The sequence below is a fragment of the Aeromonas molluscorum 848 genome (genome assembly GCF_000388115.1).
GTDB lineage: Bacteria > Pseudomonadota > Gammaproteobacteria > Enterobacterales > Aeromonadaceae > Aeromonas > Aeromonas molluscorum.
This window is the reverse complement of the sequence record NZ_AQGQ01000007.1, coordinates 37,738-51,936: the sequence shown is the minus strand read 5'-3', so window position 1 is coordinate 51,936 and position 14,199 is coordinate 37,738. Positions and strand designations below refer to the sequence as shown.

General features: G+C 60.5%; 12 protein-coding genes. 11 read left to right on the top strand and 1 reads right to left on the bottom strand.

Annotated elements, in window-relative coordinates:
• From ftsY to hutH, 11 genes are all read left to right on the top strand, one after another.
• Positions 1-1,019: signal recognition particle-docking protein FtsY (gene ftsY / locus G113_RS02710; RefSeq protein WP_005892756.1), on the top strand; the 1,019-nt coding region annotated here is incomplete at its 5' end.
• A gap of 81 nt (positions 1,020-1,100) precedes the next feature.
• Positions 1,101-1,769, top strand: a complete 669-nt coding sequence (ftsE, locus tag G113_RS02705) for a cell division ATP-binding protein FtsE (protein ID WP_005892754.1) — start codon at positions 1,101-1,103, stop codon at positions 1,767-1,769.
• Complete coding sequence (gene ftsX / locus G113_RS02700; protein WP_005892751.1) at positions 1,769-2,722, top strand: permease-like cell division protein FtsX; 954 nt, start codon at positions 1,769-1,771, stop codon at positions 2,720-2,722. The genes ftsE and ftsX overlap by 1 nt, the downstream gene beginning before the upstream one ends.
• 444 nt (positions 2,723-3,166) lie before the next feature.
• Positions 3,167-4,021 (top strand): RNA polymerase sigma factor RpoH, encoded by an 855-nt coding sequence (gene rpoH / locus G113_RS02695; RefSeq protein ID WP_005892749.1) that lies wholly within the window; start codon positions 3,167-3,169, stop codon positions 4,019-4,021.
• Positions 4,022-4,175: 154 nt separating this feature from the next.
• Positions 4,176-4,838 (top strand): carbonate dehydratase, encoded by a 663-nt coding sequence (gene can / locus G113_RS02690; RefSeq protein WP_005892747.1) that lies wholly within the window; start codon positions 4,176-4,178, stop codon positions 4,836-4,838.
• 10 nt (positions 4,839-4,848) lie between these two features.
• Positions 4,849-5,553: a histidine utilization repressor gene (gene hutC, locus G113_RS02685; protein WP_005892745.1), complete on the top strand. Its 705-nt coding sequence runs from the start codon at positions 4,849-4,851 to the stop codon at positions 5,551-5,553.
• A 238-nt stretch (positions 5,554-5,791) separates the two neighbouring features.
• Positions 5,792-7,096, top strand: coding sequence for a YjiH family protein (locus G113_RS02680; RefSeq protein WP_407919094.1), 1,305 nt, complete (start codon positions 5,792-5,794; stop codon positions 7,094-7,096).
• A gap of 162 nt (positions 7,097-7,258) precedes the next feature.
• The gene (gene hutI / locus G113_RS02675; RefSeq protein ID WP_005892741.1) at positions 7,259-8,494 is read left to right on the top strand and encodes an imidazolonepropionase; all 1,236 of its coding nucleotides are present in this window, start codon (positions 7,259-7,261) and stop codon (positions 8,492-8,494) included.
• Positions 8,487-9,410, top strand: a complete 924-nt coding sequence (hutG, locus tag G113_RS02670; RefSeq protein ID WP_005892739.1) for a formimidoylglutamase — start codon at positions 8,487-8,489, stop codon at positions 9,408-9,410. Before hutI ends, hutG begins: the two co-directional genes overlap by 8 nt.
• 34 nt (positions 9,411-9,444) lie before the next feature.
• Positions 9,445-11,166 carry a urocanate hydratase gene (gene hutU, locus G113_RS02665; protein WP_005892736.1) on the top strand — a complete coding sequence of 574 codons (1,722 nt, stop codon included), beginning with the start codon at positions 9,445-9,447 and terminating at the stop codon, positions 11,164-11,166.
• 1 nt (position 11,167) lies between these two features.
• Positions 11,168-12,700 carry a histidine ammonia-lyase gene (hutH, locus tag G113_RS02660; RefSeq protein WP_005892732.1) on the top strand — a complete coding sequence of 511 codons (1,533 nt, stop codon included), beginning with the start codon at positions 11,168-11,170 and terminating at the stop codon, positions 12,698-12,700.
• Positions 12,701-12,780: 80 nt separating this feature from the next.
• On the opposite strand, the gene G113_RS02655 is transcribed toward hutH, so the two are convergent.
• Positions 12,781-13,878: a calcium:proton antiporter gene (locus tag G113_RS02655; RefSeq protein WP_005892729.1), complete on the bottom strand. Its 1,098-nt coding sequence runs from the start codon at positions 13,876-13,878 to the stop codon at positions 12,781-12,783.
• Positions 13,879-14,199 lie beyond the last annotated feature (321 nt).

Below are 14,199 nucleotides of genomic sequence, written 5' to 3'. Positions count from 1 at the left end.
AACAGGCCCGACTGGCCGCCGAAGTAGAGGCTGCCGCCCTGGCTGCGCTCCCTCTGGCGGGGGATGTGGCCGATGACACTCAGGCCAAGCCGCAGCGAGAGGGCTTCTTTGCTCGTCTCAAGCGTAGTCTGGTGCGCACCAAGGAGAACATAGGCTCTGGTTTCTTCAGCCTGTTCAGTGGCAAGCAGATAGATGATGAGTTGTTCGAGGAGCTGGAGACCCAGTTGCTCACCGCGGATCTTGGGGTCGATACCACCACCCGCATCATCAGCAGCCTGACCCAGCACGCCAGCCGCAAGCAGCTCAAGGATGGCGAAGCCCTCTACGGTCTGCTCAAGCAGGACATGGGCGAGATGCTGGCCAAGGTCGAGCAGCCTCTGGTGATCGATACCAGCAAGAAGCCTTATGTGATCCTCATGGTGGGCGTGAATGGGGTAGGCAAGACCACCACCATAGGCAAACTTGCCAAGCAGCTGCAAGCCGAGGGCAAGAGCGTCATGCTGGCCGCCGGTGATACCTTCCGCGCCGCCGCCGTCGAGCAGTTGCAGGTATGGGGCCAGCGCAACAACCTGCCGGTCATCGCCCAGCACACCGGCGCCGACTCTGCCTCCGTCATCTATGATGCCATCGAGGCTGCCCGTTCCCGTGGAGCCGACGTGCTGATTGCGGATACTGCCGGCCGCCTGCAAAACAAGAGCAACCTGATGGAGGAGCTCAAGAAGGTGGTGCGGGTCATGAAGAAGCTCGATGAGGAGGCCCCTCACGAAATCATGCTGACCCTGGATGCGGGGACGGGCCAGAACGCCCTGAGCCAGGCCAAGCTGTTCAAAGAGGCTGTGGGTTTGACCGGTATCACCCTCACCAAGCTCGATGGTACCGCCAAGGGTGGCGTCATCTTCGCGGTGGCTGACAAGTTCCAGATCCCCATCCGTTTCATCGGGGTGGGTGAGGGGATAGACGATTTGCGTCCCTTCGTTGCCAACGACTTCATCGAGGCGCTGTTTAGCCGCGACGAATAAGCAAGTCGGGCCGCCACTGGGCGGCCCCTTGCTCTCTCCAGTGCCTCGCAGGTGGGGCCAGACAAGCTTCAGGGACCAGAGATGATTCGTTTTGATCAGGTCAGCAAGGTATATAGCGGTGGCCATCAGGCGCTGCAGAAGGTGAACTTTCACCTGCGCAAGGGGGAGATGGGCTTTCTGACCGGACACTCCGGGGCAGGCAAGAGCACCCTGCTCAAACTCATCAGCGTGATGGAGCGGCCCACAGATGGCCGCGTCTTCTTTCATGGGGAGGATGTGAGCCGGATCCAGCGGCGCCAGATCCCCTATGTACGCCGCCAGATAGGCATGATCTTCCAGGACCACCGGCTGCTGATGGACAGAACCGTGTTCGACAACGTGGCGCTGCCCCTGGTCATTGACGGCTACAGCCATGGGGACATCAACAAGCGGGTGGCGGCAGCGCTGGACAAGGTGGGGCTGCTCGGCAAGGAGCGTTACCAGCCGCGCATGCTGTCCGGGGGGGAACAGCAGCGGGTCGGCATCGCCCGCGCCATCGTCAACAAGCCACCGCTGTTGCTGGCCGATGAACCGACCGGCAACCTGGATCCCCAGCTCTCCATGGACATCATGCGTCTGTTCGAGGAGTTCAACAGCTTCGGGGTTTCTGTGCTCATCGCCACCCATGATCTCGGGCTCATCGCCCGCATGCGTTATCGCACCTTTACGCTCAAGGCGGGACGGATGCACTCCCAGCAGGAGGATTACTGATGGCTATCGTGCGTCACAAGCAGCCACTGCTGCGCCGCTTCGTCATGTACTGGGTCGATCACCTGCGCCAGGCGTTTGCCAGCCTGGGCGAGCTGTGGCGTAACCCCCTTGCCTCCCTGATGACCCTGGCCGTGCTCGGTGTGAGTCTGGCGCTGCCCTCCTGCTTTCATGTGCTGCTCAAGAATGCCGAGCTGGTGGAAGGCAACTGGCAGAACAGCTCGCAGATCTCCCTTTATCTGCGCAAAGATTTGCCGGAGCAGAACATTCAAGAGCTCAAGCAACGCATCCTGCTCTACCCCGAGGTGGCGTCGGTGACCTACATGAATCGGGATGAGGCGCTCAAGGAGTTTCGCGAGATTTCGGGCTTCGGTGATGCTCTCGACTATCTGGACAGCAACCCGCTGCCGCCAGTCTTGAGCGTGATCCCGGATCCGCGCTGGCAGAATCCGGAAGGGGCTGCCGAGCTGCTTGCCAAGCTGGAGAATGAGCCAGGCATAGAACAGGGTAAGCTGGACTTGCAGTGGCTGACCCGTTTGCAAGGCATCATGAACCTGTTGCGTCACACCATCACCGGCATCGCCGTGCTGCTGCTCTCCGCCGTGCTGCTCATTGTCGGCAATACTTTGCGGCTGAATATCCTCAACCAGAGATCCGAGATTGAGGTACTCAAGCTGGTGGGGGCGACCGATGCCTTCATCCACAGACCCTTCCTCTATACCGGCATCTGGTATGGCGTCATCGGCGGTATGTTGGCCTGGTGGCTGACCGAGGTGATGGTGATCTGGAGCGAGGGGGTGGTCAAGGAGTTGGCCGGTCTCTACAACAGCCATTTCCGCCTGGTCGGCATGGGGGGGATTGATGGTATTAACCTGATACTGCTCGGGGCACTGCTTGGACTCATCGCCTCCTGGTTTTCGGTCCATCGCCATATTCGTGATATCGAGCCTTCCTGACCCATTTTTAGACAAAACTCGCTGGATTTTGCGAGCTGGATCAAGTAAAAAAGTGACCCTTTCTGGCACAGGACGCATTCAGATAGTAATCTGGACGTCAATGATCGCCAGGATCTGCTCAAGATCCATGGAACCTTATTGAAGTAGCGCAGTCTTAAAATCGAACTTATACGGGTGTGGCGTAAGACCCCCGCTCGTCAGACTTGGCAAGCATGTGAAGGTTGCGAGCTCCGCAACAATGGACTTAGCATGCTACTTTTCGGGGGTCCTTCACTGTGACCCCCTTTTTTTGACTGTTCATTTATGATTCATCCCCTAGCCCTAAGATGTGTCGGGTTCTGACTTGGTTCAGTACTTGATTCAGGCCGCAGAATAGTCGCCGTCTCCTAGACAGCCCCTGTGAGGGTGCTAGACTGGCGCGACTGAAGAGTAAAGAGGTAAAAGATGGGAACTTCATTGCAACGCACTATGGCCCTTATCCCCCAAGGCAGTCTGGAAGGTTATGTCCAGGCCGTTAACGCGATTCCCGTGCTCAGCGCGGAAGAGGAGCGTGAGCTGGCGATGCGGTTGCAGCAGGGTGGCGATCTCGAGGCTGCCCGTCAGCTGGTCATGTCGCATCTGCGCTTTGTTGTTCACGTTGCCAAGAGTTATGCCGGCTACGGTCTGCCTCAGGCTGACCTGGTACAGGAAGGCAACATTGGTCTGATGAAGGCGGTCAAGCGCTTCGACCCCAGCGTCGGCGTGCGTCTGGTCTCTTTCGCCGTGCATTGGATCAAGGCCGAAATTCACGAATACGTGCTGCGTAACTGGCGCATGGTCAAGGTGGCAACCACCAAGGCCCAGCGCAAACTGTTCTTCAACCTGCGCAAATCCAAGAAGCGTCTGGGCTGGTTCAGCCATGATGAGGCACGGGTCGTGGCCGATGAGCTTGGTGTTTCGGTCAGCGATGTGACCGAGATGGAAGCACGCATGAGCAACTACGATCAGGCGTTTGACCTGGTCGGTGACGAGGATGACGAAGCTGGCTTCGCTCCCGTCCACTATCTGGAAGACAAGTCCTCCGACTTGGCCACGACAATAGAGAACGACAACTGGGACAAACACGCCACCCGTCGTCTCAGTGCGGCCATGGCGACCCTGGATGAGCGTAGCCAGCACATCATTCGCGCTCGCTGGCTGGATGATGACAACAAGACTACGCTGCAGGAGCTGGCCGACAGCTATGGCGTGTCCGCCGAGCGGATCCGCCAACTTGAGAAGAATGCTCTCAAGAAGCTGAAAGATGCCATGGATGTCTGACGTCCTCCTCGTCTCGATAGTAATCAAACAGGGCCTATGGCCCTGTTTTGCTATCTGGTGCAGGCGTGTTGATCTGCTCAGACCTGCCAGGGAGTCTTGCCGTGAATAGGTGGCTTTGTGCTATCTTGCTGGCAACAGTTAAGGGAGAAATGCAGTGAAACTACTGAACCACTTGTTTGCCAACAACCGCGAATGGGCCGAACAGATCAAGGCCGAGGACCCCGATTTCTTTACCCAGCTCTCTGCGCAGCAAGCGCCAGAGTATCTGTGGATTGGCTGCTCCGACAGCCGGGTTCCTGCCAACCAGTTGATGGGGCTGCTGCCCGGTGATGTCTTCGTGCACCGCAACGTGGCGAACCTGGTGGTACACACCGATTTCAACTGTCTCTCTGTGCTGCAGTATGCGGTCGAGGTACTCAAGGTGAAGCACATCATCATCTGTGGCCACTATGGCTGTGGTGGTGTGCGGGCCGCGATGCAGAACGAGGAGCTGGGGCTCATCGACAACTGGCTGCGCAACATCAAGGATATCTACCAGAAGTATCAGACTGACGTGGATCTCATCGAGGATGAGCACGAGCGTCACGACTATCTGTGCGAACTGAACGTGGCCGAGCAGGTCGCCAACGTCTGCCATACCACCATAGTGCAGAATGCCTGGCGCAAGGGACAGGAGCTGGCGGTCCATGGTTGGGTCTATGGCATCAAGGATGGTCTGCTGCACGATCTCGGGGTCTGCATCAGTGGTGCCGACCAAATATCCAACGTCTATCGCTGCTGGTCCGAGATGAAACGTCCGGTCCGCTCCCGCAGCTGAGGACGCGCCCTTGGCTCCCGCCCTCTATCTGCAGATCAAGCAGCACATTCTCGACGGCATTCGCTCACGGCACTATGAGGCGGGGGACAGGATCCCGACCGAGGCTGCCTTGTGCGAACAGTTCGGGGTGAGCAGGATGACGGTCAACAAGGCGCTGCGCGAACTGGTGGCCGATGGCTGGCTCAACCGCACCGCAGGCTCCGGCAGCTTCGTGGCGGACAGGCGGACCGAGTCGACCCTGCTTGCCATTCGCAATATCGCGGAGGAGATAGCGGAGCAGGGCGCCGACTACAGTGCCAGGGTGATCCGCCTTGAACGGCAGGCCGCCGATGAGAAGGTGGCAGTGCAACTTGGCCTGCGAGTCGGAGCCCCCATCTTCCACAGCCTGATCGTCCATCAGGCCGATGGGGAACCGCTACAGCTTGAAGAGCGTTTCGTCGATGCTAGGCAGCTGCCCGGCTACGGCGAGCAGGACTTCACCCGCCAGACTCCGAACCGTTACCTGATGGAAGTGTGCCCCCTCTCCGAGATGGAACATGTGGTCGAGGCGGTGTTGCCGAGTGCGGGGGAGGCGGGGCTTTTGCAGATCCGGGTCGATATTCCCTGTCTGCTGCTCCATAGACGTACCTGGTCGGAAGGGGCGCTGGTCTCCTACGCCCGGCTGCTGTCACCGGGATCCCGTTACAAGCTGAGATCCCAGACCCGTATGGCTTGAGCTAAATACGAAACAACAAAGGCCCCTGGTGGGCCTTTGTTGTTTCCGGACTGAGGATCCTGTCGGGATCCAACGGGGATCCCAATGTTTCAACCCTGTTAATTTTTTGTTTTGTCCTTCTCGACTAACTGGTGTAAATATGTATATACATTTAAGGTCGTCCACGCAGGCGACCACCAGCGTGAGTCAACACTGAGTCAAGACAACAGGGAGAGACAAGATGGAAAGGGAACAGGTCATGGCACCCAGCACGGGGGCCAGTGCGGCCCTCAAGCTGATCATCACCGCTATCATCGGCATTGGCAGCTTCTTCGTGCCCTTCGAACTGGGCGGCAAGAGCACCATATTGGTGGATCATTTGGCGAGTCAGCTAGTGGCGCAGCGCACCCTGGCGGTCAGTCTGGTGATGGCGCTCATCCTCTACGGCGCCTGTGCTCCGCTGATTGACGGTCGTTGGCGCGCTCGTCCCATCGACAAGGTGCTGACCATCTTCAAGCTGCTTGGATTGGGGCTGGCGGTTGTCTATCTGACCGGCGTGGGCCCGGCCTGGTTGATGACCCCGGATCGTCTGCCCTTCCTGTTCGACAAGCTGGCGATGACAGTCGGGCTGATCGTACCCATCGGCGCCCTGGCGCTCACCTTCCTGCTCGGTTTCGGCCTGCTGGAGCTGATTGGTGTGCTGATGCAGCCCATCATGCGCCCCCTCTGGCGCACTCCCGGTCATTCCGCCATCGATGCGGTCGCTTCCTTCGTGGGTAGCTACTCTGTCGGCCTGCTCATCACCAACCGGGTCTATCTGGCGGGCAAGTACAGCCTGCGCGAAGCCGCCATCATAGCGACCGGCTTCTCGACGGTGTCGGCGGCCTTCATGATCATCGTCGCCAAGACCCTCAACCTGATGCCTTACTGGAATTTCTATTTCTGGTCGACCCTGGTCATCACCTTCCTGATCACTGCCATCACGGCCCGCATTCCCCCCATCTCGCGCCTCGATGATGAAGGCAGCCAGGACGATCCCCTGCCCATCGGCATGAACCGCTGGCAGGCTGCCATCGCCGCGGGTCTGAACCAGTCCCGGCAGGCACCGGCCACCTGGCGGCAGTTGCTGGACAATCTGCGCGATGGTGTACAGATGGCGGCGGCCGTGGTGCCCTCCATTCTCTCGGTCGGCCTGATGGGGCTGTTGCTGGCGCAGCACACGCCGCTGTTTGATGTGATTGGCTGGATCTTCCTGCCCATCACCTGGCTGCTCGACATGAATGAGCCTATGGTGGCGGCGCGATCCCTGGCGGCTGGGCTGGCGGAGATGTTCCTGCCCGCCATCCTGCTCAAGGATGCGGATCTGCTGGTGCGATTCGTGGCGGCGGTGGTGTCGGTCAGCTCCGTGCTCTTTCTGTCCGCCTCCATCCCCTGCATCCTCGCCACCAAGATCCCGCTCGGGGTGGGCCAGTTGCTGGCGATCTGGCTGATCCGAACCTTGCTTGGTCTGTTGCTGGCCGGGGGGGTTGGCCATCTGGCCATCGCCATGGGTTGGCTTGCCTGATTTAATTGTATATACATATTTGTGTGACATCAGCCCACCCTTCGGTGGGTTTTTTCATGGCTATACTCAAGTAAATCCACTGTTACCAAGATGTGATCTCGTCGCTGTATTTTTGGTTAGAGATCGGCTATAACGTATTGTATATACATTTATGGGGTCGATATGAACAAGGAACTGTTGAACTGCGAGCGGGTCTGGCTCAACGTATTGCCAGCCACCATGCGGCCCGATCTGGTCGATTATGGCCTGCTGGAACCTCATGCCATCGGTGTACGGGATGGTGTCATCCAGGCGCTGGTACCCATGCATGAACTCAAGGGCAGCGTCCCTGCCCACTGGCAGGACATGAAGGGCAAGCTGGTGACCCCGGGTCTTATCGATTGCCATACCCACCTTGTGTTCGCCGGCAGCCGAGCCGAAGAGTTCGAGCAGCGCCTCAAAGGGGTACCCTATGCCGAGATCGCCAAGCGTGGCGGCGGCATACTCTCCACCGTCAAGGCGACCCGGGCCGCCAGCGAGGATCAGCTCTACGATCTCGCCCTGCCACGGGTGAAGGCGCTGATGCGTGAAGGGGTGACCACCGTCGAGATAAAGTCCGGTTATGGCCTGACCCTGGCTGATGAACTCAAGATGCTGCGGGTCGCCCGTCGCCTCGGTCAGTCTCTGCCTATCCGGGTCAAGACCACACTCCTGGCCGCCCATGCCGTACCCCCCGAATGCAAGGATGATCCTGACTCCTGGGTCGAGACCATCTGCCAGGAGATCATTCCGGCCGCAGCCGAGGCCGGACTGGCCGATGCGGTGGATGTCTTCTGCGAACACATCGGCTTTTCCCTGGCCCAGACCGAGCAGGTCTATCTCGCCGCCGCCCAGTATGGTCTGCCGGTGAAGGGGCACATGGATCAGCTCTCCAACCTGGGGGGCAGCACCCTCGCCGCCAACTTCGGCGCCCTGTCGGTGGATCATCTCGAATATCTGGATGCCGACGGCATTCATGCCCTGGCCCACCGTGGCGTGGTAGCCACCCTGCTGCCCACTGCTTTTTACTTCCTCAAGGAGACCAAGTTGCCACCGGTCGATGCGTTGCGCCGCGCCCATGTGCCCATGGCGGTCTCCTCCGACATCAACCCGGGCACGGCCCCCATCGTTTCCCTGCGGATGGCCATGAACATGGCTTGCACCCTGTTTGGCCTGACCCCGCCCGAAGCCCTGGCCGGGGTGACCCGTCATGCCGCCCACGCCTTGGGAGAGCAGGAGCGACTCGGTCAACTGCGGGTCGGCATGCTGGCGGACTTCGTGGTATGGAGCTGTGCCCATCCGGCCGAGCTCAGCTATCTGGTCGGTGTCGAGCAGCCGGTCTGCCGCGTGGTCAATGGTGAGGAGACTATCCATGGTTGATATGAGTGTCTGGCAAGGCCGCCAGGATCCGGAAGATGGCGAGCTGGCCCTGCGTTGGCACGACCGGGTCCAACCCTGGCAACCAGGAGTGGCCAAGGGCGTAGCCCTGCTCGGTTTTGCCTGCGACGAAGGGGTGCACCGCAACAAGGGTCGCGTCGGCGCCGCCGAGGGCCCCCTGCAGATCCGCAAGGCCCTGGCCAATACCGCCTGGCATGGCCAGCGCCCGGCCTGGGATGCGGGTGATGTCGATTGCCTGGATGGCGACCTCGAGGCGGCCCATGACCAGCTGGCCGAGCGGGTTGCCGCTTTGCTGGCCGATGGCCAGTTCCCGCTGGTATTGGGAGGAGGGCACGAGGTGGCGTTCGGCAGCTGGAGCGGCCTCAATCGTCATCTGGCTGGCCGTGGCCGCGTCGGCATCATCAATTTCGATGCGCACCTGGACTTGCGGCGCAAGGCGCCCCGGGCGAGCTCGGGGACCCCTTTCTTCCAGATTGCCGAACAGTGCCAGATCCAGGGTACGGCATTTCGCTATGCCTGCCTGGGGGTGGCCGAAACGGCCAACACCCAGGCGCTGTTCGCCCGCGCCGACGATTTGAATGTCTGGATCGTCAAGGACGAAGAGATGACGGAGCGCGAGCTACCGAGCCTGATGCGGGGTCTGAACGCCTTTATCGCCGAGGTGGATCACCTCTACCTCACCATTGATCTCGACGTGCTGCCCGCAGGCCAGATGCCCGGGGTCAGTGCCCCGGCCGCCCATGGGGTGGTCCTGAGTCTGATTGAACCCCTGATTGCCGAGATCCGCGCCAGTGGCAAGCTGCGTCTCGCCGATCTGGCTGAACTGAACCCGAGCCTGGATAGGGACGGCCTCAGTGCCCGCGTGGCCGCCCGTCTCGTCCATCAACTCATCAAGTAAGCGGGCCGAGCCCATAGTGAACAAGGAGAGTCAAATGTCTGAGCAGCAGAAACAGGAACAGGATCCCCGTCATGACCCGAGCCGGGTCATCCGCGCCGCCCGTGGCACTCAGTTGACCGCCAAGAGCTGGCTGACTGAAGCGCCGCTGCGGATGCTGATGAACAACCTGGATCCGGAAGTGGCCGAACATCCCCAGTCTCTGGTGGTCTATGGCGGTATCGGTCGCGCCGCCCGCAACTGGGCGTGCTACGACAAGATTGTCGAAGTACTGACCCGGCTCGAGGAAGATCAAACTCTGCTGGTGCAATCCGGCAAGCCGGTCGGGGTGTTCCAGACCCACAAGGACGCGCCTCGGGTGCTGATCGCCAACTCCAATCTGGTGCCGCACTGGGCAAATTGGGAACACTTCAACGAGCTCGATAAGAAGGGGCTCATGATGTACGGCCAGATGACCGCCGGCTCCTGGATCTACATAGGTACCCAGGGGATAGTGCAGGGCACCTATGAGACCTTCTTCGCTGTGGCCAATCAGCACTTCAACGGCGAACCGAAAGGGCGCTGGATCCTGACCGGTGGTCTGGGCGGCATGGGCGGCGCCCAGCCCCTGGCCGCCACCATGGCCGGTTTCTCCATGATCGCCGTCGAGTGCGACGAGACCCGCATCGATTTCCGCTTGAAAACCCGCTATGTCGACAAGAAGGCCCATAGCCTGGACGAGGCGCTGGCCATGGTCGAGGAAGCCAAACGCAGCGGCAGCGCCGTCTCCATCGGTCTGCTCGGCAATGCCGCCGATGTGTTCGCCGAGCTGGTGGCCCGTGGCATCACCCCGGACGTGGTGACCGACCAGACTTCTGCCCATGACCCTGTTCACGGCTACTTGCCCCAGGGCTGGAGCTTGGCTAAGTGGCGCGAGCTGCAAAAATCCGCGCCCGAGGAAGTGAACCTGGCGGCCCGCCACTCCATGGCCCGTCAGGTGGAAGCCATGTTGACCCTGCAGACCCGTGGCGCCGCGACCCTCGATTATGGCAACAACATCCGCCAGGTGGCGTTGGATGAGGGGGTCAAGAATGCCTTCGACTTCCCCGGTTTCGTGCCGGCCTACATTCGCCCTCTGTTCTGCCAGGGCATAGGCCCCTTCCGCTGGGTGGCGCTGTCCGGGGATCCGGAAGACATCTACAAGACGGATCAAAAGGTCAAAGAGTTGATCCCGGACGATGCTCACCTGCACAACTGGCTCGACATGGCCCGCGAGCGCATCGCCTTCCAGGGGTTGCCGGCGCGGATCTGCTGGGTCGGGGTCAAGGATCGGGTACGCCTGGGCCTGGCCTTCAACGAGATGGTGAAGAACGGCGAGCTGAAAGCCCCCGTGGTCATCGGCCGCGACCACCTGGATTCCGGCTCGGTGGCGAGCCCCAACCGTGAAACCGAGTCCATGATGGATGGCTCCGATGCCGTCTCCGACTGGCCGCTGCTCAACGCCCTGCTCAACACCGCCGGTGGCGCGACCTGGGTCTCCCTGCACCACGGTGGTGGCGTAGGTATGGGCTTCTCCCAACACTCCGGTGTAGTCATCGTCTGTGACGGTACCGATGATGCAGCCAAGCGGGTTGGCCGCGTGCTGCGCAACGACCCGGCCACCGGGGTGATGCGTCACGCCGACGCCGGCTACGAGATTGCTATCGATTGCGCTCAAGAGGCGAAACTGGATCTGCCCATGCTCGAGTCGCAGGGTTCCCACACTGGTGAGGCTAAATAAGATGTTTGCATTGACTGTGAAACCGGGCGAACTGGATCTCGCCACCCTGCGTCGGGTCAGCCGTGAGCCGGTACGCCTCTCGTTGGCTGAGAGTGCTATTCCTGGCATTCGTGCTTCCGCCGAAGTAGTGACCCGGGTGATAGAGCAAAACCGCGTCGTCTACGGCATCAACACCGGCTTCGGCCTGCTCGCCAACACCCGCATTCCGGTGGAGCAGCTCGACGAGCTGCAACGCTCCATCGTGCTCTCCCATGCAGCCGGTATCGGCACCTACATGGATGACGCCACAGTGCGGCTGATGATGGTGCTCAAGGTGAACTCCCTGGCCCGTGGCTTCTCCGGCATTCGGCTGGAGGTGCTCAATGCCCTGATCACGCTGATCAATGCCGAAGTCTATCCGGTGGTGCCGAAGAAGGGCTCCGTCGGTGCCTCCGGCGATCTGGCGCCCCTGGCCCACATGAGCTGCCTGCTCATCGGGGAGGGCAAGGCCCGTCACAAGGGTGAACTGATCGATGCCGCGACGGCCCTGAAGATTGCCGGTTTGGAGCCGATCTCCCTGGCACCGAAAGAGGGGCTGGCCCTGCTCAACGGCACCCAGGCCAGTACGGCCTTCGCGCTGGAGGGACTGTTCCATGCGGAGGACTTGTTCGCCGGTGCCATTACCATAGGCGCCATGAGCGTAGAAGCGGCGCTGGGCAGTCGTCGTCCGTTTGATGCCCGCATCCATGCGGTGCGCGGTCAGCGTGGCCAGATAGATGCAGCCAGCTGTTATCGCCAGTTGCTGGTGGATGGCAGCGAGATCGGCATGTCCCATCACAACTGCGAGAAGGTGCAGGATCCCTACTCCCTGCGCTGCCAGCCCCAGGTGATGGGGGCCTGCCTGACCCAGATCCGTCAGGCCGCCGAGGTGCTGGTGTGCGAGGCCAATGCGGTCTCCGACAACCCGCTGGTGTTCGCCGAGGATGAGGAGATCCTCTCCGGTGGCAACTTCCATGCAGAGCCCGTGGCCTTCGCCGCCGACAACCTGGCCCTGGCCATCGCCGAGATAGGATCTCTGTCCGAGCGACGCATGGCGCTGCTGATCGACTCACGGATGTCGGGTCTGCCCGCCTTCCTGGTCAACAACGGCGGTGTCAACTCCGGCTTCATGATTGCCCAGGTCACCTCGGCGGCGCTCGCCTCCGAGAACAAGAGCCTGGCTCACCCGGCTTCGGTGGATAGCCTGCCCACCTCCGCCAACCAGGAGGATCACGTCTCCATGGCCACCTTCGCCGCCCGCCGTCTGGCGGACATGGCGGAGAATACCCGTGGCATACTGGCGGTCGAGCTGCTGGCCGCGGCCCAGGGGCTGGATTTTCGTGCCCCCCTGCGCAGCACCGAGCTCATCGAGCTGGCCAAGGGACGTCTGCGCAGCCAAGTCAGCTTCTACGACAAGGACAGATACTTCTCGCCGGACATCGAAGCCGCCGCCGCCCTGCTGGGCGCCGCCAGCTACAACGATCTGATCCCGGCCGGTGTCTTGCCGAGCTTGTAAGCCACTCTGTCTGCAAAAGAACGTCCATTAAAAAGAGCGCCACCAGGCGCTCTTTTTCTATCTGTGCGAAAGGGCGTTCATCATGAGGGTTCAAACATCAGGAACAGGTAGACCACGAACAGCACCAGATGGGTGGCGCCGTGCAACACATTGGTGCGACCGCTGCTGAAAGTCACCTTGCACACCATAAGGGTGGTGGCGAGCAGCACCATGTTGGCGGCGTCGAGTCCGAGGCGCACCTCCTGCCCCATCAGTGAGCCAATAAACAGCACAGAGGGGACCGTCAGGGCTATGGTGGCCAGCACAGAACCAAAATAGAGATTCATGGCACGCTGCAACTGGTTGTTGAAGGCGGCCTTGATGGCGCCGACCGCCTCTGGCGCGAGCACGATACAGGCTACGATGAAGCCGCCCAGCGCCGCCGGGGCCTCCATCACATGGACCCCGTAGTTGATGGGGATGGCTAGCGTCTTGGCCAGCAGGATCACCACCACCAGGTAGGCGAGCAGCAGCAGGGTGTGATAGACGTTGCTGCGCAGTATGCCGTGGTGCTCCTCATGATCTTCGTGATCGCTGTCGACGAAGAAATGGCTGTGGCTGCGGGTCTGGATCAGCAGGAAGACGCCGTAGAGCAGCACGGAGATGATGATCAGCATCCAGGACATGGCGCTGGACATGCTGCCCAAGGTTCCGCCCCGGGTGAAGTTGGGCAGCACCAGACAGAGCAGCGCCAGCGGTATGATGGCAACCAGATAGGATTTCACCCCATCCAGATTGAAATTCTGAGTGTGATAACGCCAACCGCCAAACAGCAGGGTGAAGCCCACCAGGCCGTTCATCACCAGCATCACCACGGCAAACATGGTATCGCGAGCCATGGTGGGGTTGGGGTCGCCGGTCAACATCACGGAGGAGATCATCACCACTTCCAGGGAGATGACCGACAGGGTCAGGATCAGGGTGCCGAAAGGTTCGCCCAGCTTGATGGCGAGAGCATCGGAGTGACGCACGACCGAGAAGATGGCCCAGGTAACGATGGCGAGCAGTGCTAGCGAGACAGGCAGATAGAGTGAAAGGGGGGTCGTTTCGCTAAGCAGATCCGCCCCCATTGTCTTGAAGAAAACCAGGGTGAGCAGGCCAGCGGGCAGGGCAATCTCTTGCCGGATAAATGACTTCATAGGCGGTAATTCTCATCTCAGGGCGGCGTTTTGCCGACGGGGACCCATCCACCATGGGCCATGGCGAATCGGTGAATGATAAGGGCGGCCGCCAGATCTTGGGAAAATCATTTGTGACCATTCGTTGCCAGGCGACTGAATCATGGGCGTCACGATTGTCTGCCAATAGGTATCTCGCCCTGTCACTGGCTGTGTCATACCACTGAGGGTGACCAGCGTATCGGGCGAGGGTATTATTGGTAAGAATCTTGCCGCCCAAGGTCTGGATGGGAAATGGGGATTTCATGGTGCCGGGTTTTCCCCGAGAGAAGTTAAGGTCGG

Excerpts from the sequence above, each read along its gene's own strand:
- ftsE (WP_005892754.1), top strand. The coding sequence starts at position 1,101 with ATGATTCGTTTTGATCAGGTCAGCAAGGTATATAGCGGTGGCCATCAG.
- ftsX (WP_005892751.1), top strand. The coding sequence starts at position 1,769 with ATGGCTATCGTGCGTCACAAGCAGCCACTGCTGCGCCGCTTCGTCATG.
- rpoH (WP_005892749.1), top strand. The coding sequence starts at position 3,167 with ATGGGAACTTCATTGCAACGCACTATGGCCCTTATCCCCCAAGGCAGT.
- G113_RS02680 (WP_407919094.1), top strand. The coding sequence starts at position 5,792 with ATGGCACCCAGCACGGGGGCCAGTGCGGCCCTCAAGCTGATCATCACC.
- hutI (WP_005892741.1), top strand. The coding sequence starts at position 7,259 with ATGAACAAGGAACTGTTGAACTGCGAGCGGGTCTGGCTCAACGTATTG.
- hutG (WP_005892739.1), top strand. The coding sequence starts at position 8,487 with ATGGTTGATATGAGTGTCTGGCAAGGCCGCCAGGATCCGGAAGATGGC.
- hutU (WP_005892736.1), top strand. The coding sequence starts at position 9,445 with ATGTCTGAGCAGCAGAAACAGGAACAGGATCCCCGTCATGACCCGAGC.
- hutH (WP_005892732.1), top strand. The coding sequence starts at position 11,168 with ATGTTTGCATTGACTGTGAAACCGGGCGAACTGGATCTCGCCACCCTG.
- G113_RS02655 (WP_005892729.1), bottom strand. The coding sequence starts at position 13,878 with ATGAAGTCATTTATCCGGCAAGAGATTGCCCTGCCCGCTGGCCTGCTC.